This window comes from Candidatus Pelagibacter sp. HIMB1495, from assembly GCF_052047955.1.
Lineage (GTDB): Bacteria > Pseudomonadota > Alphaproteobacteria > Pelagibacterales > Pelagibacteraceae > Pelagibacter.
In genome coordinates this window covers 1,123,279-1,143,193 of the sequence record NZ_JBNAIQ010000001.1, presented here as the reverse complement: position 1 = coordinate 1,143,193, position 19,915 = coordinate 1,123,279, and the positions used below count along the sequence as shown (strand labels likewise).

20 protein-coding genes and 1 tRNA gene are annotated in these 19,915 nt (G+C 31.1%); 13 read left to right on the top strand and 8 right to left on the bottom strand.

Going from position 1 to position 19,915, the window contains the following annotated elements; all coding sequences use genetic code 11:
• Positions 1–12: 12 nt before the first annotated feature.
• From ACTTAW_RS06210 to ACTTAW_RS06200, 3 genes are all read right to left on the bottom strand, one after another.
• On the bottom strand, positions 13–1,938 hold the full coding sequence (locus ACTTAW_RS06210) for an ABC transporter permease subunit (protein ID WP_440651548.1): 1,926 nt from the start codon (positions 1,936–1,938) through the stop codon (positions 13–15).
• The gene (locus ACTTAW_RS06205; protein ID WP_179850418.1) at positions 1,938–2,735 is read right to left on the bottom strand and encodes an ATP-binding cassette domain-containing protein; all 798 of its coding nucleotides are present in this window, start codon (positions 2,733–2,735) and stop codon (positions 1,938–1,940) included. Before ACTTAW_RS06205 ends, ACTTAW_RS06210 begins: the two co-directional genes overlap by 1 nt.
• 86 nt (positions 2,736–2,821) lie before the next feature.
• A complete protein-coding gene (locus tag ACTTAW_RS06200) occupies positions 2,822–3,763 on the bottom strand; it encodes an ABC transporter substrate-binding protein (protein ID WP_440614218.1) in 942 nt (313 codons plus the stop codon).
• A gap of 202 nt (positions 3,764–3,965) precedes the next feature.
• Between ACTTAW_RS06200 and ACTTAW_RS06195 the strand changes: the two genes are divergently transcribed.
• From ACTTAW_RS06195 to ACTTAW_RS06185, 3 genes are read left to right on the top strand one after another with little or no spacing between them, the layout of a single operon-like run.
• Entirely contained in the window at positions 3,966–5,312 is a 1,347-nt protein-coding gene (locus tag ACTTAW_RS06195) for an aspartate aminotransferase family protein (protein WP_440651547.1), read from the top strand.
• A gap of 30 nt (positions 5,313–5,342) precedes the next feature.
• Positions 5,343–6,461 (top strand): alanine dehydrogenase, encoded by a 1,119-nt coding sequence (gene ald / locus ACTTAW_RS06190; RefSeq protein WP_440651546.1) that lies wholly within the window; start codon positions 5,343–5,345, stop codon positions 6,459–6,461.
• Between the two features lie 2 nt (positions 6,462–6,463).
• Positions 6,464–8,908 (top strand): GcvT family protein, encoded by a 2,445-nt coding sequence (locus ACTTAW_RS06185; protein ID WP_440651545.1) that lies wholly within the window; start codon positions 6,464–6,466, stop codon positions 8,906–8,908.
• Positions 8,909–8,917: 9 nt separating this feature from the next.
• Here the strand turns inward: ACTTAW_RS06185 and ACTTAW_RS06180 are convergent, their stop codons facing one another.
• Entirely contained in the window at positions 8,918–9,391 is a 474-nt protein-coding gene (locus ACTTAW_RS06180) for a DM13 domain-containing protein (RefSeq protein ID WP_440651544.1), read from the bottom strand.
• A gap of 58 nt (positions 9,392–9,449) precedes the next feature.
• Between ACTTAW_RS06180 and ACTTAW_RS06175 the strand changes: the two genes are divergently transcribed.
• Positions 9,450–9,526 (top strand) — tRNA-Met (locus tag ACTTAW_RS06175).
• Between the two features lies 1 nt (position 9,527).
• On the opposite strand, the gene ACTTAW_RS06170 is transcribed toward ACTTAW_RS06175, so the two are convergent.
• Complete coding sequence (locus tag ACTTAW_RS06170; protein ID WP_440618283.1) at positions 9,528–10,055, bottom strand: adenine phosphoribosyltransferase; 528 nt, start codon at positions 10,053–10,055, stop codon at positions 9,528–9,530.
• Between the two features lie 33 nt (positions 10,056–10,088).
• On the opposite strand from ACTTAW_RS06170, the gene ACTTAW_RS06165 reads away from it, so the two are divergent.
• From ACTTAW_RS06165 to ACTTAW_RS06130, 8 genes are read left to right on the top strand one after another with little or no spacing between them, the layout of a single operon-like run.
• Positions 10,089–10,961 (top strand): S-methyl-5'-thioadenosine phosphorylase, encoded by an 873-nt coding sequence (locus tag ACTTAW_RS06165; RefSeq protein ID WP_440651543.1) that lies wholly within the window; start codon positions 10,089–10,091, stop codon positions 10,959–10,961.
• Positions 10,958–12,028 (top strand): S-methyl-5-thioribose-1-phosphate isomerase, encoded by a 1,071-nt coding sequence (gene mtnA, locus ACTTAW_RS06160; RefSeq protein ID WP_440651542.1) that lies wholly within the window; start codon positions 10,958–10,960, stop codon positions 12,026–12,028. Before ACTTAW_RS06165 ends, mtnA begins: the two co-directional genes overlap by 4 nt.
• On the top strand, positions 12,025–12,660 hold the full coding sequence (locus ACTTAW_RS06155; RefSeq protein ID WP_440651541.1) for a class II aldolase/adducin family protein: 636 nt from the start codon (positions 12,025–12,027) through the stop codon (positions 12,658–12,660). Before mtnA ends, ACTTAW_RS06155 begins: the two co-directional genes overlap by 4 nt.
• A complete protein-coding gene (gene speD / locus ACTTAW_RS06150) occupies positions 12,660–13,700 on the top strand; it encodes an adenosylmethionine decarboxylase (RefSeq protein ID WP_440651540.1) in 1,041 nt (346 codons plus the stop codon). Before ACTTAW_RS06155 ends, speD begins: the two co-directional genes overlap by 1 nt.
• Before the next feature lie 57 nt (positions 13,701–13,757).
• Entirely contained in the window at positions 13,758–14,609 is an 852-nt protein-coding gene (locus ACTTAW_RS06145; RefSeq protein ID WP_440651539.1) for a transporter substrate-binding domain-containing protein, read from the top strand.
• A gap of 44 nt (positions 14,610–14,653) precedes the next feature.
• Positions 14,654–15,346: an ABC transporter permease gene (locus ACTTAW_RS06140; RefSeq protein ID WP_440651538.1), complete on the top strand. Its 693-nt coding sequence runs from the start codon at positions 14,654–14,656 to the stop codon at positions 15,344–15,346.
• Entirely contained in the window at positions 15,346–16,023 is a 678-nt protein-coding gene (locus tag ACTTAW_RS06135; RefSeq protein ID WP_440651537.1) for an ABC transporter permease, read from the top strand. The genes ACTTAW_RS06140 and ACTTAW_RS06135 overlap by 1 nt, the downstream gene beginning before the upstream one ends.
• A 1-nt stretch (position 16,024) precedes the next feature.
• Positions 16,025–16,813, top strand: coding sequence for a phytanoyl-CoA dioxygenase family protein (locus ACTTAW_RS06130; protein ID WP_440651536.1), 789 nt, complete (start codon positions 16,025–16,027; stop codon positions 16,811–16,813).
• Here the strand turns inward: ACTTAW_RS06130 and ACTTAW_RS06125 are convergent.
• Entirely contained in the window at positions 16,803–17,192 is a 390-nt protein-coding gene (locus ACTTAW_RS06125; RefSeq protein WP_440651535.1) for a DUF6165 family protein, read from the bottom strand. The two genes, ACTTAW_RS06130 and ACTTAW_RS06125, sit on opposite strands and share 11 nt — an antisense overlap.
• A 32-nt stretch (positions 17,193–17,224) precedes the next feature.
• Between ACTTAW_RS06125 and ACTTAW_RS06120 the strand changes: the two genes are divergently transcribed.
• A complete protein-coding gene (locus ACTTAW_RS06120) occupies positions 17,225–18,166 on the top strand; it encodes a glycosyltransferase family 9 protein (RefSeq protein WP_440651534.1) in 942 nt (313 codons plus the stop codon).
• Here the strand turns inward: ACTTAW_RS06120 and ACTTAW_RS06115 are convergent.
• Positions 18,156–19,208 (bottom strand): AbrB family transcriptional regulator, encoded by a 1,053-nt coding sequence (locus ACTTAW_RS06115; protein ID WP_440651533.1) that lies wholly within the window; start codon positions 19,206–19,208, stop codon positions 18,156–18,158. The two genes, ACTTAW_RS06120 and ACTTAW_RS06115, sit on opposite strands and share 11 nt — an antisense overlap.
• Positions 19,208–19,906, bottom strand: a complete 699-nt coding sequence (locus ACTTAW_RS06110; protein ID WP_440651532.1) for an IclR family transcriptional regulator — start codon at positions 19,904–19,906, stop codon at positions 19,208–19,210. Before ACTTAW_RS06110 ends, ACTTAW_RS06115 begins: the two co-directional genes overlap by 1 nt.
• Between the last annotated feature and the right edge of the window lie 9 nt (positions 19,907–19,915).

Here is a 19,915-nt window from a genome sequence, read left to right as displayed (position 1 = left end):
AATAAAAGCTAATTAACCTTTACCTCTCCAAGGTATAGTTTTATCAATTATCTTTCTTAAAGTTACATCAAACAATAAACCAAGAAGACCCATAATAAATATTGTTATCCAAATTACTTCGTACTGGAAGTATTTTTTAGCAACGTTTTCAACAAAACCAATACCTGTTGTTCCTGCTAAAAATTCTGCTGCAACCAATGTTCCCCAACACATTCCAACAGCAACTCTTATTCCGGTTAAAATTTCTGGAAGAGAATTTGGGAAAATTACATATCGTAATATTTGTTTTTTTGTAGCTCCTAATGAGTGAGCAGCATGAATCTTTGATAATTGAGTTCCTGATGCTCCAGCTCTTGCTGAAATAATCATAATAGACAAAGAAACCATAAATAATAAAAATATTTTTCCAGAGTTATCAATTCCAAGTACAGAAATAATTAATGGAGCCCAAGCAAGTGGGGGAACTGGTCTATAAAGTTCAATTAATGGATCAAAGAAACCTTTTGCAAATCTGTTTAGACCCATAAATAATCCTAATGGAACACCAATGATAATTCCAAAGACTAATCCTAAAAATACCCTCATAAATGAATCCCAGATATGTCCGTATGGAACAGGGACTTTGAATAATTTAAAGTCACCAGTAACAACTTTTAAAACATTACTTTTAAAGTTTTCTTTAACTATTCCATCTTTTGTATGAACCGGATAATCACCAGGCAAAATATCAGCTATCCAATCTGGTAAAACGAAGCCAATCATTTTACTAACATCGACCATTTCAATCCATAAAAGAGGAACATTTTTGTACCCAACACTTGGTTTAGACATCAATACAAACTTATTAAATGTATCAGATGGTTTAGGTAACCATCTACCAGAACCTTGCTCTGAACACGTAGGTCCACTTGCTACAATTGTTCCAGCAGGAAATAAAAATATATCGATTAATCTTAATCCAGCTTGTTCTTTATTTTGTAACTCATCAAATTCTATGATTGCTGCTTGCATTTCATTTAATGCATTTGGAGGGTAGATACTTGCAAACTCTATTCTTCTTGCAATTTTAACAATATTTTTTGCATAGTCAGATGCTATCTCTTCACTATCATCCAAACCTTTTCTGTAAGCTTTAATGTCATCTTTAAGTTGTTTAATTGAGCTTTTGAAAGGTGGGTTATGGTTTTTTAATTTAAAAAATTTGTCGTCAATTTTTTTTAATTCTGCTGCAGCTGCATGAAATTTTAAACCTTTATTAGTTTGAGGTGCGGTTGGTATTTCAATTGTATTTTCAATAGAACCACTTCCAGAGTCTATTGTAGTAATTCCCCAGCCGCCTTGTTCATCAATAAGTTTTTGTCTTTCAGTTTTTTGCGCATCAGTCTCAAAAGGATAATCTTTCTTTTGGAAGTTTGAGCTTAGAAGTTTTATTTCTTCTGTTATTTCTTGAAGTTTAATTTTGGTATCCATTTCCATTAACTCTTCACTTGTCAACAATGGAATTAATTTAGAAGTTCTATCAATGTAACTTACAAGAATTGTTTTTTGTTGATCATTTAGATCAGTAGATCCATTTATTTCATTTGCAATTTTTACAAGATTTTTATTTTCAATTTTAATGATGGATGTACTTTTGAATTCTCTTTCTTCAATAGGGAATTGATATTTTAAGCCTAGTAAAGACTCATTAATTTTAGCAACCTGACATAATTCATTTGCTGATTTTGGATAAAAACCTTTTGCAATATCCCATGAATAATAAAGCCATAACATCAAGATTGCACTGCTTCCAACAATTACCCAGTGCGTTCCACCTTTAGCTCTTTCTGGGTTACCAAAAACAGCATCAACTTTTTCAGTTCTAATTAGTCTTCTTCCATAAAGAATACATCCAATAACAGAAACGATAATTAGTATTGTTACAAATTGGGTTAACATTAATTATCTTTCCCCATTATTTCTTCTTCCATATTCCAGATCATGGATAAAATTTCTTCTCTAGTAGATGAAAATTCTTTGTTTTTTTTAATTTCTCTTAGATCTTGAGTAAGACCCATTTCAGCAAACGGTAGATTGTACTCTTTATGTATTCTTCCAGGCCTTGGCGCCATTACATACAATCTTTCACCAAGTAAAAGAGCTTCTTCAACAGAGTGTGTTATTAAAATAATTGTTTTTCCAGTTTCTTTCCAAATTTTTAAAACTAAAGACTGCATCTTTTCTCTAGTTAATGCATCTAAGGCACCTAACGGTTCATCCATTAAAATTAAATCAGGATCATTGATTAAACATCTTGCAAGAGCAACTCTTTGCTGCATACCACCTGATAATTGATAAGTAGGAGTGTTACCAAATCCTTTTAACCCAACTATATCTAACCATTCTTCAACTTTTTTTGCTGTTACTTCTGGATCTTCACTTTTCATACGAAGACCAAAGTTTACGTTTTCAGCAACAGTCAACCATTCAAACAAAGCACCTTGTTGAAACACCATTCCTCGTTCAACACCAGGTCCATCTATTTCATTATTATTTAAAGTAATTTTTCCTGAAGTAGGTCTTAAAAATCCTGCAGTAATATTTAATAAAGTTGTTTTTCCACAACCAGATGGGCCAAGAACAGTAAGTAGTTCTCCTTTTTTTAGAGTAAAGCTAACATCTTTTAATGCATGAACTGTTTCTCCTTTTGGAGTTTTAAAAATCATATTTAGATTTTGAGAAACAAGATCACTCATAGCGCCCTTATATTAGAAATTTTTTAAAAAAAATAGGCACTAATTTTTAAATCAGTGCCTATTTAAAAAGTCTTAAACCTTTAAAATTATAAAGGTAAGAAACTTGTGTCTACGTTACCAGCTGGAGTTCCCATTCCTTTTAAGAACCCATCTAGGTTTCCGCTCTCCATAGAAGCTTTAGTTTCTTCTGGAGTTAAGAATTTAAATCCACTTAAAGTTTCTTTCATGTCAGCAACAGTCATTTCAGAAGCTTTTGACATAGCATTCATATCAGATTTACCTGATCTGTATCTGTCGTTTGCTTCGTGTGTTACTTCGATGAAAGTTCTTAGCATTCCTGGATTTTCTTTCATGAATTTATCTGTAACAGATGTGATATCTATACCTAAAATACCAGCAGCTCTTGCTTCATCTACAGTTAATAATCTTGAACCAACTGCAGTTGCTGCTTTAATTGAGTTACCACCAAATAAACATGCCATAACAACATCACCACTTACTAATGCAGCAGCACCTTCTTCTGGGTCCATTTGAATGATATCCATTTTACTTCTGTCAGCACCAACAACTTTCATACTTTCATCAAAAACGTATTCAGCCATTGTTCCTAGTGGAACAGCAACTTTTTTACCTTCTAATTCAGTAGCGTTAGCTTTTGTAATTCCAGATGCATTTGATGTTACACAAGTAGTTCCACCCATTCCGTATTCCATAGCAATATCCACTAACTTAAGTGGTGCATTTGATTTTACAGCGTTGATGAAAGGTACTAAACCTTGAGAGTAAGAAATATCAATATCTCCTGCTAACATTGCATCAGTCATAGCTCCACCGTTAGTGAAGTTAGTCCACTTAACTGGTACACCAAGAGCTTTTGCAAAATTTTTCTTCTGCATGTCCTCTAGATTTGGACTTGGCCATTCTAGAAAGTATGCAACTCTAACTTCAGTAGCTGCAGAGTTTGCAACTGAAATTGAAAGGTTAAGAGCAAAAATAGATCCTAGAATAAAACTTAGTATTTTTTTCATTTATTCCCCTATGTTAATTTAATTAAATTATCCTTATTTAAATTCAATTTTGGGTGGTTGTAAAACAAAAAGATAGGTTCAATTAAAAGTTGTATACTTATGACGCATCATTTTGGGTGGTCAAAATATTTCTAGCAAACCAATTGATTTAGTCTAATAGTTGGAAATATTTATAACAGTTAATAAAGAGAGAAAAAAATTTATGAGCTCAGAGACAAGAACTTCAGTTCCAAATTCATTAAATGAACATTGGATGCCGTTTACATCGAATAAAGATTTTAAAGCAAACCCAAGATTAATTACTGAAGCAAAAGGAGTTTATTTAAAAACTCACCACGGAAAAACACAAATTGATGCGAGCTCAGGATTATTTTGTAATCCATTAGGACATGGAAGAAGAGAAATTACAGAAGCCGTTACTAAACAACTAGAGACTTTAGATTATGCGCAGCCTTTCCAACAAGGATTTGGTGGTTCTTTTGAATTAGCTACAAAAATTTCAAAACACACTCCAGGTGATTTAAATAAAATGTTCTTTACTATTTGTGGTTCAACTGCTGTTGAGACTGCAATTAAGATTGCAATTGCTTATCATAGAGCAAAAGGAAATGCTCATAGATTTAGATTTGTAGGGCGTGAAAGAGGTTATCACGGAATGAATATTGGATGTGTTTCAGTTGGTGGAATGATCAACAATGTTAAAACATTTGCAAGCATTTTAATGCCAGGTGTTCAACACATGAGACATACACATCTACCAGAACATAAATTTGTTAGTGGTCAACCTGAAACAGGAGGGGATCTTGCAGATGATCTAGAGAGAATTGCAAGTAACTTTGGACCAGAAAATATTGCAGCTTGTATCGTAGAACCAATTGCTGGATCTACTGGAACTTTAGTTCCACCAAAAGGATACTTACAAAGATTAAGAGAAATTTGTGACAAGCATGGAATACTTTTAATTTTTGATGAAGTAATTACAGGCTGGGGAAGAACTGGTTCAGTTTTTGCAAGTCAAGAGTTTGATGTTACTCCAGATCTAATGACTATGGCTAAAGCAACAACTAACGGTGTTGTTCCAATGGGTGTAGTTGCATGTAAGGATGAAATTTATGATGCAGTGATGGATTCTTCTCCAATGGGATCTGTTGAATTGTTTCATGGATATACTTATTCAGGAATTCCAGTTGCAGTAGCAGCAGGTTTAGCTGTTCAAGATATTTTTGAAAAAGAAGATATCTTTAACAGAGCAAAAAATTTAGCACCTTATTTTCAAAAAGGATTGTTTTCTCTTCAAGACTTAGAGTCTGTTGATAACATAAGAGGTTATGGAATGATGGGTGGTATTGATATGAAAATGAATACTAAACCAGGTAAAGCAGGTTATGAATGTTTTAAAGCTTGTTATGAAGCAGGGGTTAACTTTAAAGCAACTGGTGACTGTTTAATTATTGCTCCTCAGTTTATATGTGAAGAAAAACATATAGATGAGATCATTGATAAACTTAGAACAGGTATTACGAACTATCAAAAAAACCAAAAGAACTAATTAGTTTAATTAAAGACATGGAGAGTGCTTATGAAGATAGGCGTACCTAAAGAGATAAAACCTCAAGAAAATAGAATAGGGCTAACACCAGATAGTGTTAAAACTTTAGTTTCTGAAGGTCATGAAGTTATTGTTGAAAACAATGGTGGTTTTGAAGCTGGATTTGAAAATGATCAATATACAAATGCAGGTGCAAAAATAGCAAGCACTGCAGCTGATATTTTTAATGATGCAGATATAATTGTTAAAGTTAAAGAACCTCAAAAAGTTGAGGTTGATATGATTAGAGAAAATCAAATTGTTTACACATATCTTCACTTAGCAGCAGCTAAAGAACTAACTGAGGGATTAATTAAATCAAAAAGTGTTAACATTGCTTATGAAACAGTAACAGATGATAATGGAAGATTGCCATTACTAGCCCCAATGAGTGCAGTTGCTGGTAGAATGTCAGTACAAGCTGGTGCTCATTGTTTAGAAAAGAATCAAAGTGGAAGAGGACTTTTGTTAGGCGGTGCTCCAGGAGTGACTGGTGGAACTGTAGTGATTTTAGGTGGTGGTGTAGTAGGTGAAAATGCTGCGGTGATTGCTACAGGTATGCAAGCTAAAGTTCATATTGTCGATAAATCTGAAGCTAGATTAAAACAATTAGTAGAGATGTTTGGTGACAAAATTATTCCTGAGCAAAGTGATAAGATTGATTTACCTAAATTAGTTTCTGAAGCAGACTTATTGGTTGGTGGTGTTTTAATTCCAGGTGCAGAGGCTCCGAAATTAGTTACAAAAGACATGATCAAAAGTATGAAGAGGGGCTCTGTTATTGTTGATGTTGCAATTGATCAAGGTGGATGTGTTGAAACAAGTAAACCAACTACTCACGGTGAACCAACTTATATTGTTGATGACGTTGTTCATTATTGTGTGGCTAATATGCCAGGCGGAGTTCCTAGAACTTCTACTTTAGCATTAAACAATGCAACGTTACCTTATCTGGTTAAACTTGCTAATAATGGTTATCAAAAAGCATTGAGTGAAGATAAAAACTTTTTAGCTGGATTAAATGTTCACAAAGGAATGGTTACCTATAAAGCAGTTGCAGATGTATTTGGTCATAACTTTGTAGACCCAGGAGAAGCTGTCAAACATTAGTAATGGAAAAAAAGTATCCTTCTAGCACAAAGGTAGTTGTTGTTGGAGGTGGAGTTATTGGTTGCTCTATTGCTTATCACTTAACAGAATTTGGCTGGAAAGACGTTGTTCTTATAGAGAGAGATCAATTGACATCAGGTACAACCTGGCATGCTGCAGGATTGGTTAGTCAATTAGGACCTACAGCAGCAGTTACAAAAATTAGAAAATATACTTTAGATTTATATAAAAAATTAGAAAAAGAAGTTGATCACTCTGCAGGTTTAAGAATTAACGGAGCCTTATCAATTGCTCAAACAGATGCTAGATGGCAAGAACTTCAAAGACAAGCAACTACAGCTCAATTGTATGATGTTGATATTAAGATTTTAGATAAAGATCAAATAAAGAAAAATTATCCAATTATGTACACAGAAGATTTAAAAGGTGGAGTGTTAATGCCAGGAGATGGTGCTGCTGATCCAAGTGGTGTTACACACATGTTAGCAAAAGGTGCAAGATTAGGTGGTGCAAAAATATTTGAGCAATCACCTGTTGAAACAATATTAACTAAAAATGGTAGAGTTAGTGGTGTTAGAGTTAATGGGCAAGATATTGAATGTGAATATGTGGTCCTTGCTACAGGTATGTGGTCTAGACAAATTGGAGAAAAAATAGGAGTTAGTATTCCTTTATATCCTGCAGAACATTTTTATGTAATTACAGAACCAATTGAAAATCTTTCACCAACATTACCTGTAATTAGAGATTTTGATAGCAGCACTTATATTAAAGAGGATGCTGGAAAACTTTTAATTGGAATATTCGAAGGTAAATCAATACCTGCATTTAAAGATACTAATAAAGTTCCAGAAGATTTTTCATTCGGTGAATTTCCAGAAAATTTTGATCATTTTGAACCTTATTTAGAAAAATCTATGAAACGATTTCCAGTTTTAGAACAAGCTGGAATTAGAAAGTTTTTTTCTGGACCAGAGTCTTTTACGCCTGATACCAATTCTTTATTAGGTGAAGTTCCTGAAGTTAAAAATTTATTTGTTAGTTGTGGTTTGAATAGCATAGGTATTGGAAGTGGAGGTGGAGTTGGAAAAGTAACTGCCGAATGGTTAATGACTGGTCATATCAATGAAGATATTTTTAATTACGACATAAAGAGATTTCAAAAGTTTCATTCAGAATTAGGTTTTATTAAAGATCGTATTACAGAGTCACTTGGGGATTTGTATGGAATGCATTGGCCTTATAAACAACACAAAACATCAAGAAATGTAAAAAAATTACCATACCACGATGAATTAAAAAGTTTTGGTGCATGTTTTGGAGTTTCAGCTGGATATGAAAGACCAATGTGGTTTGCTCTTGATGGAGAAAAAGCAGAGTATGAATATAGTTATAATTATCAAAACTGGTATCCATCAGTTGAATACGAAACTAACAACACACTAACAAATATTGGTCTATATGATTTGTCTCCTTTTTCTAAATTCGAAATTAAATCTGAAAAAGCACATGAAGATCTTCAGAAAATTTGTACATCAAATATAAAACAGGAACCTGGAAAATGTACTTATACTCATATGCTTAATAAAGATGGAGGAATAGAAATAGATCTTACAGTAGTTTGTATTGATCAAAATCATTTTAGAATAATTAGTTCTGCAGCAACAAGAGAAAGAGATAAATTTCATATCAAGAAGCATCTATCAGAAGGTGTAGAGTTAACTGACGTTACCGATGATTATTGCGTGTTTGGAATATTTGGTCCAAAGAGTAGATTTTTAATTCAAGATTTAAGCTCAGACGATTTTAGCAATGAAAATTTTAAGTTTGCAAATTCAAAATATATTGAAATTGACGGAACTAAAATATGGACCCAGAGACTATCTTACGTTGGAGAGTTAGGTTATGAGCTTTATGTTAAAAATTCTGAGTCTAAAAATATATATGAGAAATTAATAGAAAGCGGTAAAAAATATAATTTATCTAATTGTGGAATGCATGCGTTAGATACTATGAGAATGGAAAGTGGTTTTTTACATTGGGGCCATGATATTTCACCTGAAGAAAACCAATACCAGGCAGGTCTTAACTTTACAATTAGTTACAAGAAAGACTTTAATTTTATTGGGAGAGAAGCACTTGAAAAAATAAAAGATAAAAAAATTAACAGGAAATTTGCTATGTTTGTCCTTAAAAATAATGAACCAGGAAAACCTCTTCTACTTCACGATGAACCAATTTATAAAGATGATAAAATAGTTGGAAGAACTACATCTGGTAATTATTCTTTTAACTTCAAAAAAAATCTTGCATTTGGTTATATAAACAATGACTATTCAGATGATGAACTTCTAAATGGAAATATTTCAATAGAAATAGAGAAAATTAAATATCCTGCTGAAATTATCTTTAAACCATTAAAGCAAACTAATTTTAAAAATAGTTAATAAATAAAATTATTGGTATTTAGCTGCAGTTATAAATTCACTGAAACTTTCACACCAAATAACTAGGGTATTGAATTTACTTACATCTACATTTGAAGGAACATCAACAACAAAGTTTTCAAAACTTTTAACCTCTGCTACATATTTAGCTTCATCTTTAATTGGTAAAAATTCATCCTCATGTTGTGTAAATTCATTTGTTAGATAAAGTTTATAATCTGGCCCGGGTGCAATTGCACCATTAACTGTAATTTTTGTATTTGAAATTGTAACTTTTGCTTCTCCCCAGTGAAATGGATCACTCCCTCTTAAATCTCTTACAAACTCAGTTTGATATTGAGATTTATTTTCATACTCATTAATTTTACTTATTTCGACTGACTCTGGTGCGGTTAAAATTGGTAGAAAATATACACCTAAGCCAAAGCCGATCATTAAAAAGAAAAAGTGACTGATAAATAGAAAGGTAATTTTTTTTTTCATAGGAAATTTACTTATAGTTGAAAGAGTTAATAAATGTAGTATAAATCTTTCATTTTATGGCGGGGTAGCTCAGTTGGTTAGAGCGCGGGACTCATAAGCCCGAGGTCAGTGGTTCGATCCCACTTCCCGCTACCATTTAATGACCTGGAAATTCAATTAAATTTTCAACTTTATAGTTTTTATTTACTAAGTTATCTGATCCACCTAAATCAAACAAATTAATAACAAAAACAAATGCAGCTACTTTTGCATCACACATTTCAACCAATTTAGCAGCAGCTTCTGCGGTGCCACCAGTTGCAATTAAATCATCAATTATTAAAACAGACTCATCTTTTAAAATAGAGTCTTTATGAACCTCAATAGTTGCAGTTCCATATTCTAATTCAAAATCTACTGAATGTACTTCAGCTGGTAACTTATTTTTTTTTCTCAACATTATAAAAGGTTTTTTAAGTATATAAGAAACAGCAGAGGCAAACACGAAACCTCTTGATTCTATTGCAGCAATTTTATCAATCTTGTATTTTTTAGATCTTTCAATAATTTGATTAATTGTTTCAGCAAAAGCTTCCTCGTTTTTAATTAGAGTAGTTATATCCCTAAATAGAATACCTTTTTTAGGATAATCAGGAATTGATCTAATATGATCTTTTAAATTCATAATACTCAATTATAAATAAATATATTTTAAATTATGACAACAAATAAATTAGCGATAATTGGTGGAAGTGGTCTTTATGATGTTGAAGAATTTACTGACAGAGAATTATTACAAATTGATACACCTTGGGGTAAACCATCTGATCAAATATTAAAAACCAATTATAATAATAAAGAAGTTTATTTTTTGCCAAGACATGGGAGAGGGCATTTTGTTTCTCCTTCTAATATAAATTTTAGAGCAAATATCGATGCGTTAAAACAGTTAGGTGTTACTGATATTGTTTCAGTTTCAGCCGTAGGATCTTTGAAAGAAGATTTGCCACCTGGAAAATTTGTTATTGTTGATCAGTTTATTGATAGAACTTTTGCAAGAGTAAAAACTTTTTTTGATGATGAAATCGTTGCCCATGTATCGATGGCACATCCCACATCTAATGGACTAATGAATGCTTGTGAAGATGCAATTAAAAAATCCAATATAGAATATCAAAGAAATGGAACCTATGTTGTTATGGAGGGTCCTCAATTTTCAACATTAGCAGAATCTAATTTATATAGATCTTGGAAAGCAGATGTAATTGGTATGACCAATATGCCTGAAGCAAAACTCGTAAGAGAGGCAGAAATTAGGTATGCATCAGTTTCAATGGTTACAGATTTTGATTGTTGGCACCCAGATCATGAAAACGTTGATGTTCAACAAGTAATAAAAGTTTTGTTAGGAAATGCTGAAAAAGCAAAGGTTATGATTAAAAACTTAATTGAGAATTTTGAAGATCATATAGATCCAAATGATCCAACTAATAATTGCTTAGATGTAGCAATTATTACTGCTCCAGAAAAACGAACCCAAAAAACAATTGATAAGTTAAAAACCGTTGCTGGTAGAGTTTTGAATAAATGAGAATTCAAGGAAAAGAGTATCGAACAATATGGTATGAAGATAATATAGTAAAAATTATTGATCAAACAAAACTTCCTCATCAATTTATAATAAAAGATCTTAAATCAGTAAAAGATGCAATAAATGCAATCAAAGTTATGGAAGTTAGAGGTGCTCCTTTAATTGGGGCAACAGCTGCTTACGGAATAGTTTTGGCTATTCATGAGAACAACTCTCAAGAATTTATAAGCAAATGTTCAGAAGAATTAATTAAATCAAGACCTACTGCTATAAATTTAAAATGGGCAGTTGATCGTATGATGAAAAAATTATCTGGTATCAATAGTGATCAAATTTTAGATATAGCTTTAAAAGAAACTAAAGAAATTTGTGATGAGGATGAGAGGTTTTGTGAGGATATAGGCATTAATGGATTAAAAATAATAGAGGAAATCTACAATAACAAAAAAAATACAGTAAATATTTTAACTCATTGTAATGCAGGTTGGTTAGCAACAATTAATTGGGGCACAGCAACTTCACCGATTTATCATGCTCATAAAAAAGGAATTCCGGTTCATGTCTGGGTAGATGAAACAAGACCAAGGAACCAAGGTGCAAATTTAACTTCATATGAGTTAAATGAGGAAGAAATTCCAAATACAATTATAGCTGATAATACTGGTGGTATTTTAATGCAAAGAGGCGAAGTTGACATGTGTATTGTTGGAACAGATAGAACTTTATCAAATGGAGATGTGTGTAATAAAATTGGAACTTATCTAAAAGCTTTAGCTGCACATGATAATAAAGTTCCTTTTTATGTTGCACTCCCAAGTTCAACTATTGATTGGAATATTAAAGATGCAATAGACATTCCAATTGAGGAAAGAAACTCTGAGGAATTATCTCATGTAGAGGGTATTGATGAAAACAATGAAGTTAAAAAAGTTTTGATTTACCCAAAGAAAAGTAAAGTAATGAATTTAGCTTTTGATGTAACTCCTGCAAAATATGTAAGTGGATTAATTACTGAGAGAGGAGTATGTGAAGCTTCCACCAATGGACTAAAAAATTTATTCAAATGAAAAATTTAAGTTCTGAAATTATTCGATATTCAAAAATGTTGAATACAAAAAAATTATCAGCTTTAAGATCTGGAAATATCTCAGTAAGGTATAAAAATGGTTTTCTAATTACCCCATCTGGAAAAAAATACTCAACTTTAAAAAATAAAGATATAGTTTTCGTTACATTAGACGGTAAGTTAGATAAGAAAAAAGGTATTCCTTCTTCAGAATGGAAATTTCATCAAGATATTTATAAAAATAAAAAAGAAGCTAAAGCGATTGTTCATGCCCATTCAACAAATGCAACTGCTGTATCTACTCATAATCAAGGAATCCCCTCTTTTCATTACATGGTTGCAATGGCTGGTGGCTATGACATTAAATGTGCGAAATATGCAACCTTTGGAACGAGAGAATTATCCAAAAATATTTTGAGAGCTCTAAAAGGTAGAAAAGCCTGTTTAATTGCAAATCACGGTCAGATTGCATTTGAAAATAATTTATCAAAAGCTTTTGAGTTAGCTGAAGAGGTTGAAAATATATCGCTTCAGTATATAACAAGCCTGAAATTGGGTAAGCCAAAAATTCTTTCTAAAGCAGAAATGAATAAAGTTTTATCCAAAGCTAAAAATTATAAAAAGGATAGCTAATGACTAAAGTTGGAGAACATATAACTCTAGACATCATTGGAACTACAACAGAATACGATCCTTCTATTTATGAAAAAGTAATTCATGAAATTGCAAAAGCTGCAAAAGTAACAATTTTAAATATTTCTAAATATAAATTTGAACCTCAAGGTTTCACAATATTGGCTCTGTTAGCAGAAAGTCATATCAGCTTTCATACATTTCCTGAAAAAGGAATTATTAGTTTTGATTTTTTTACTTGCGGGAAAGTAAGTCCTTCAGTTGCAATCGATATAATCAAAAAAGAATTTGAACATACAAGAATTGTTAAAAAAGAATTTAATAGAGACACAAAATCACTTTATCATGACATTTATAGCTCACCAGGTTTGCAAAAATCCTATGTTGTAAATGATATTTTAGAAGATTTTAAATCTAAAGTTGGTCAACATATTGAAATTTTAGATCTTGAGCAATTTGGAAAATCATTATTTATAGATGGTGAAATTCAAGTTGCTGCAACAGATGAGCATTTATATAGCTCAACATTTGTTGGTTCAGGTTTAAATTTAAACCAAGATAATGAGAGAGCAGCTATCATTGGAGGTGGAGATGGTGGAGTAGCAAGAGAATGTATTTCTAAAAATTTTAATTTTATCGATTGGTATGAGTTAGATCCAGAAGTTGTAGACATTTGCAATAAACATCTTGGTGATATTGGAAAAAAAGCTACAGAAAAAAATTCTGTTAAATGCGTATGGGGAGATGCATTTGAAAGTATTAAATCAGTAGCTGATGATACTTACGATCATATTTTTGTTGATCTTAATGATGATCAGTTTTGTATAGACCTAGCAGCAAAAAATATGGATTCTTTGGTGAGAATATTAAAACCAAAAGGTGTGATTACAGCTCAAGTTGGAAGTCAGGATAAAAAACCTAAGCAAGTTGATAGTTGGTTAAATGTCTTTAATCAAAATTTTGGTAATGCCAGATTATCTAGAGTTTACATACCAAGTTTTGATTGTGCTTGGAACTTTTCATCATCAATAAATCATTAATTTTTCTTTTTTCTTTCTAAAAATTATGAAATAATTATTCCAATTAAAGGAGAAAATATGAATATATTCAAAAAAACTATTTTAACAGTTCTAGCTTCTTTTTTAATCATCGGAAATGTTTCTGCTGAGAAAATTAAAATTGGAACTGAAGGCGCTTATCCTCCATGGAATTCAAAAGATGCTTCTGGCAATTTAATTGGATTTGAGGTTGAGTTAGCTCAAGAGCTTTGCAAAATTATGAAGTACGAGTGTACAATTGTTGAGCAAGATTGGGATGGAATGATACCTGCATTAGTAATGAGAAAATTTGATGCAATCATGGCCGGTATGTCTATTACTGATGAAAGAAAGAAAACAATTACTTTCTCACAAGGTTATGCTGATGAAGTTGCATCTCTTGCTGTAATGAAAGGTTCAAGCTTAGAAGGCATGGATACACCAGAAGGTATCAACTTATCTTTAGGTGGGTCAGATGTTAAAAAAGCTTTAAAAACTTTGACAGGTGCTCTTGCTGGAAAAACAGTATGTACTCAAACAGGTACAATTCACCAAAACTTTTTAGAGTCAGGTGACGTTGGAAGTGTAAATGTTAGAACTTACAAAACTCAAGACGAGGTTAATTTAGATTTAACTTCTGGAAGATGTGATGTTGCATTAGCTGCAGCTGTAGCATTTACAGACTATGCTGATAAATCTGGTAAACCAGTTGTTTTAGTTGGACCAACTTTTTCAGGTGGTGCATTTGGAAATGGAGTTGGTGTTGGAATCAGACAAGCTAGTGATAGCGCTATTGGAAAACGAGACGCTAAAATCTTAAAAGATTTCAATAAAGCTATTAACAAAGCTAGAAAAAAAGGAATTATTAGCGAACTTGCTATAAAACACTTTGGTTTTGACGCTTCTATGTAATTAATTTTGGATTTGGCGGCTATAATATATAGTCGCCAATCTATATGGAACTTCTTGCATTTGGAAAAACAGGTTGGGGTGACGAGTTATTTTACGCAACCTTAATGACAGTTGCTGTATCTGTTACAGCGATGTTAGTTGGCTTCCTTTTTGCTTTAATTTTTACTCCTCTTAAACTTTCAAAATATAAAACACTAAACTTTATAGGTAATTTTTACACGACAGTAATTAGAGGTGTGCCAGAACTATTAGTAATATATTTATTATTTTTTGGGGGGAGTGGTGCAATTATGTATGTTGCATCAATATTTGGTTATTACGAATATATAGAGATTAATGCATTTATTACTGGTGCAGTTGCTATTGGCATAATTTCAGGCGCTTACTCAACAGAAGTTTTTAGAGGAGCCATTCAGTCTATTGATAAAGGACAGTTCGAGGCCGCAAAGGTTTTAGGTATAAGCAAGTTCGGTCAATTCTATAAAATTATTCTTCCTCAAATGTTAAGACTGGCAATTCCAAATTTAAGCAATGTTTGGCAAATTACTTTAAAGGACACTTCTTTAATATCAGTAACAGGATTAGTCGAAATCATGAGACAATCTTATATTGCTGCAGGATCCACAAGAGATCCATTATTTTTTTATTCTTTTGCTGCAGTTTTATATTTATTGCTCACTTACATAAGTATGAAGTTAATTAATAAATTAGAAGTCAAATACAGTAGGGGTTATTAATGGATTTTGATTTAATGATCACTAGTTTCCCAAAACTTTTAGGAGCAACTGTTATTACTTTAAAACTTTTGTCAGCATCTTTATTTTTTGGATTATTTCTTGGATTATTTTTTGCAATTTTAAGATTAAACAAAAATATATTTATTAATAAATTAGCTTACGGATATTCTTATGTTTTTAGAGGCACTCCTTTATTAGTTCAAATTTTTATTATTTATTTTGGATTAGGACAAATTGAATATTTAAGATCAACATTTTTGTGGGTTGTTTTAAAAGAACCTTATTGGTGTGCAATTATTGCTTTTACATTAAATACAGGTGCATACACCTCTGAGATATTGAGATCTGCATTCCAAACTGTAAAACCAGGAATTATTGAAGCTGGAAAAAGTTTAGGTATTTCAAATAAAATTATATTTTATAAAATTCAAATACCTATTGCTATTAGACAGTCACTTCCTGCATATGGAAATGAAATAATTCTAATGATGAAAGGCACTTCACTTGCAAGCACAGTAACCCTAATGGATTTAACTGGTGTTGCAAAATACATCATATCAACAACATTTAAGCCTATAGAAGTATTTATTGTAGCTGGTGGAATTTATTTGTTTATGACTTTCGTTATTCATAATGTGATTAAGTATTTAGAAAAAAAATATACTTTCCAACAATAAAATGTATTTATCTCAACAACAGATTGATGATTATAAAAATCTCGGTGCAATAATTATTAAAGGTGCATTTAAAGATTGGATCGAACCATTAAGAAATGGTTTTCAAAAAGTTTTAGACAACCCAAGTCAACATGGAAGAGAGAATGTTAGAGAAAATGAGGGAAGGTTTTTTGAAGATTATTGTAATTGGGAAAGAATTCAAGAATTTAAAGATTGTATGTTCAATTCCCCTGCAGGCCAAATAGTTGCTGAGGCCACAAATTCAAAATCTATACAAATTTTTCATGATCACCTTTTTATTAAAAACTCAGGAACGAATAAAGAAACACCTTGGCATCAAGATATGCCATATTACTGTGTTGATGGAGATGATACAGGAAGTTTTTGGATACCATTAGATGAAGTAAATAAAGAAAATAACCTCAAATTAATTTTAAGATCACATAAATGGCAAAAACTTTTAAGACCTACTAAATGGTCCAATGATCAACCTTGGTATGAAGATGATAGCTCTTTTATGTGTCTTCCAAAAAAAGAAGAATTTGAAGAAGATGTATTAGTTCCCGACCTAAAATTAGGTGATGCAGTTTTGTTTAATTTTAAAACTGTTCATGGTTCAACAGGAAATCAAAGTTCTCAATCTCGTAGAGCATTCTCTATGAGATTTATAGGTGATGATGTTACTTTTGTTGAAAGAGATGGTCCAACATCACCACCATTTGATGGAATTAATTTAAAATCAGGTGATCAGATGAGGGAGGATTGGTTTCCAAAAGTTTTTAGTAACTAGTATATTCTTTAATTTCTCTAATAGCAGAGCCAGTATGGTTATTCATTTCTAATTTTATTTTAGCACGATCATCATTTAAAAAATGAACGTCTCTTGAAAGTCTTATAAATTTTTCTCCAAAATCTTTATTTTTTTCACAATCTCTCTTGTCATCTTCAATAACCCAAAGTTTAGCATTTATATCTTTTAAGTCTTGAAACAATTTTTCAAGCTTCTCATCAGACTTAAAATTTTTTTCTAACTGATTTTTAAGAATAGAGTGTTCGTTATTTATAAAATTTAATTTTTCTGGGTCTTTTATTTTATCTTGTTTGATCTCTAATATTGAAATCTTATCTAAAAGCTCTCCAACAGAAACCTCGATTATAATTTTATTCATAAAACTTCATACTATGTTAAGTTGTTAGAAATATGTCTAATATTTTAATTATTAAACATGGATCTTTAGGCGATATAGCTCAAGCATGTGGGGCAATTCAAGATATTTCTGAAAATCATAAAGAAGATCAAATTCATTTATTAACAACTAAACCTTATTTTGAGCTATTTAAAAAAAACCCACATATTTCAAATGTTATTCTAGATAAGAGATTATCAAAGATTAACTTAATTTATTTATATTTGTTAATGAGAGAGATTAAAAAACATAATTTCTCAAAAGTTTATGACCTTCAAAATTCGAGCAGAACATCATTTTACAAAAATATATTATTTCCTAAAGCTGACAAAACTATTTGGTGTTCAACAGAAACAACTCTACCAGAAGGAACAACCAAAAAAGATTTTGATAAAGATTCTGTTCTTTCAAGATTTGATCATCAGTTAAAATCTTCAGGAATTAATACTAATCACACAATGAATCCAGACTTTTCATGGAGTACAGTTGATATTTCAGAAATAAAAAATAATTACGAACTAGATAAATACATAATACTTTTTCCTTTTTGCTCACCTCATTTAACTTCAAAGAAATGGCCTTACTACAACGATCTAATCTCTTTAATTAATGAAAATTTCGAAAATAAATTTAAAGTAGTTACTGCACCTGGGCCAGATGAAATTAAAGATGCAAAAAATATAAATGCTTTGTGTGTTTTGGATAATGGTAAAGCTTTAAATATTTCACAATTATCTGGATTAATTAAAGATAGTTTGTTTGTGGTCGCTAATGATACTGGACCTGCTCATATAACAGCTCATTTAGGATCAAAGGGTGTTGCTTTATTTGGTTCACATACAACTCCTTTTAAAGTCAGTATTGAAAGAGAAAACTTTAAAGCAATACAAGCTCCCGAATTATCAAAACTATCTGCAGAAAAAGTTTTTGAAAAACTTTCTGAAATTATTTCTTAATTTTTTCTAAAACTCTTAAAAATATTGGAACTGTGAAAAGTATAAAAAGCAATCTTACTATATGGTGAAAAGCAACAAAGTCTGGGTCTAAATCAAAAGCTATTGCTATAACTGCCACTTCATAAATTCCTCCAGGACTAAAAGATAATATTAAAGTTAAAATATTTGTATCAACAAAGAATGTCGCAACATAGGCTGTTACCAAACCTAATACTACCAAAATAGTAGTAGCCACAATACTATGAAGAGAATTATTGGCTATCTCTTTAACAGTTTTTTCAGCAAACCTACATCCGACAGAAGAGCCAAGAATTAGCAGACAAAAATTTACTGTTTCATCTGGCAATTTATATGAGGCTATATCTGTAATTTGTAATAAACCACTAGCAAATAATGTTCCAGATAGTAAAGCAGCAGGAATTCTAATTTTATCAAAAACAAAAATAAAAAATAAAGATGCAACAATAAGTAAAATTAAATTTAAATGATTTTGAGCTAAATAATTGAAGTCATCATTTAACAAAACATTGTTGTCAGTATTATTAACTATAATAAATGGAATGACGGTTATTATGATGATTAATCTAATTAAGTGAGAGGTGGCAACTTGAGATAAATCCGTTTTTTCATTTTCAGCTAAAATCATTAAAGGACCCAGTGCACCAGGAGCTGCCGAAAAGATTGAAGCTTTCTCTCCATAACTTGCAAATTTTTGAAGGTATTTAGCAACAACTAAAATACAAATTATTATGTAGATAAACATAATTAGCGAAGTCCAAATCCAATCAAACATTTGATTAAATAGATTTTGATCTATGTAATTTCCAATATGCAAACCTAAAATTATCAAGATAAAACTTAATACAATTTTGGGCATAATGATTTTTAGTCCTGATAATGCAGCAATTGAAGTGATTATCATTGGTCCCAAAAACCAGGCTAGAGGTATATTTAAATATTCTGCAAATATTGCACTAGGAAAAGCAATAATTAAAACAGAAATAAATTTAACTGTGAAGATTTGATTAATCTGCTTTAGCATTATCTAGTTTGAATTAAATTCTTTTCAATTTTAACTTTAGAAGATCTAAGAACATTTAGAAAGTTAATACAGTTTTTTTTATTAAAATTAGAAATATGACCTGCAATAGTTAATGCACCAAGAATTTGATTTTTTTTTCTAAAGATTGGAACTGATATAGAAGCCATTTCAGAATCTCTTTCTCCAAAAGTCATAGCATATCCATTTTTTAAAACATCGTCTTTATCTTTAATTTCTAAATTATTATAAGCCGACAAGATATGACCACTTGAACCTTTGTTAATAGGTTTTTTACCTCCAATGACTTCTTGGTGTCTTATTGATTTGTTAGGTGAACTTGATTGAATACATACTCTTACATCATTTTGTCTAACAAAAAAACTTGCTGTCTCTTTTGTTTTGGATGATATGAAATCTAATTCAGCTTTGATAGAATTTTTTAAATTAAAACTACTCTCATAAATTTCAAATAATCTTGGAATTGTATGACCAATTTTAAATTCACCACTTTTTATTTTTCTAATGTATCCAAAATTCTCAAGTGATTTTGATATTCTTGAAATTCTACTTTTATGATCTCCTGTAATATTAGCTATCTTTGTTATAGTTAAAGCTTCATTTTTTTCGGTAAAACAATTTAGGATTTCCAAAGCTTTATTTACTGCATCTACACCAATAATTTTTTTATTAGTTTTCATATTATTCTA

Excerpts from the sequence above, each read along its gene's own strand:
- ACTTAW_RS06210 (WP_440651548.1), bottom strand. The coding sequence starts at position 1,938 with ATGTTAACCCAATTTGTAACAATACTAATTATCGTTTCTGTTATTGGA.
- ACTTAW_RS06205 (WP_179850418.1), bottom strand. The coding sequence starts at position 2,735 with ATGAGTGATCTTGTTTCTCAAAATCTAAATATGATTTTTAAAACTCCA.
- ACTTAW_RS06200 (WP_440614218.1), bottom strand. The coding sequence starts at position 3,763 with ATGAAAAAAATACTAAGTTTTATTCTAGGATCTATTTTTGCTCTTAAC.
- ACTTAW_RS06195 (WP_440651547.1), top strand. The coding sequence starts at position 3,966 with ATGAGCTCAGAGACAAGAACTTCAGTTCCAAATTCATTAAATGAACAT.
- ald (WP_440651546.1), top strand. The coding sequence starts at position 5,343 with ATGAAGATAGGCGTACCTAAAGAGATAAAACCTCAAGAAAATAGAATA.
- ACTTAW_RS06185 (WP_440651545.1), top strand. The coding sequence starts at position 6,464 with ATGGAAAAAAAGTATCCTTCTAGCACAAAGGTAGTTGTTGTTGGAGGT.
- ACTTAW_RS06180 (WP_440651544.1), bottom strand. The coding sequence starts at position 9,391 with ATGAAAAAAAAAATTACCTTTCTATTTATCAGTCACTTTTTCTTTTTA.
- ACTTAW_RS06170 (WP_440618283.1), bottom strand. The coding sequence starts at position 10,055 with ATGAATTTAAAAGATCATATTAGATCAATTCCTGATTATCCTAAAAAA.
- ACTTAW_RS06165 (WP_440651543.1), top strand. The coding sequence starts at position 10,089 with ATGACAACAAATAAATTAGCGATAATTGGTGGAAGTGGTCTTTATGAT.
- mtnA (WP_440651542.1), top strand. The coding sequence starts at position 10,958 with ATGAGAATTCAAGGAAAAGAGTATCGAACAATATGGTATGAAGATAAT.
- ACTTAW_RS06155 (WP_440651541.1), top strand. The coding sequence starts at position 12,025 with ATGAAAAATTTAAGTTCTGAAATTATTCGATATTCAAAAATGTTGAAT.
- speD (WP_440651540.1), top strand. The coding sequence starts at position 12,660 with ATGACTAAAGTTGGAGAACATATAACTCTAGACATCATTGGAACTACA.
- ACTTAW_RS06145 (WP_440651539.1), top strand. The coding sequence starts at position 13,758 with ATGAATATATTCAAAAAAACTATTTTAACAGTTCTAGCTTCTTTTTTA.
- ACTTAW_RS06140 (WP_440651538.1), top strand. The coding sequence starts at position 14,654 with ATGGAACTTCTTGCATTTGGAAAAACAGGTTGGGGTGACGAGTTATTT.
- ACTTAW_RS06135 (WP_440651537.1), top strand. The coding sequence starts at position 15,346 with ATGGATTTTGATTTAATGATCACTAGTTTCCCAAAACTTTTAGGAGCA.
- ACTTAW_RS06130 (WP_440651536.1), top strand. The coding sequence starts at position 16,025 with ATGTATTTATCTCAACAACAGATTGATGATTATAAAAATCTCGGTGCA.
- ACTTAW_RS06125 (WP_440651535.1), bottom strand. The coding sequence starts at position 17,192 with ATGAATAAAATTATAATCGAGGTTTCTGTTGGAGAGCTTTTAGATAAG.
- ACTTAW_RS06120 (WP_440651534.1), top strand. The coding sequence starts at position 17,225 with ATGTCTAATATTTTAATTATTAAACATGGATCTTTAGGCGATATAGCT.
- ACTTAW_RS06115 (WP_440651533.1), bottom strand. The coding sequence starts at position 19,208 with ATGCTAAAGCAGATTAATCAAATCTTCACAGTTAAATTTATTTCTGTT.
- ACTTAW_RS06110 (WP_440651532.1), bottom strand. The coding sequence starts at position 19,906 with ATGAAAACTAATAAAAAAATTATTGGTGTAGATGCAGTAAATAAAGCT.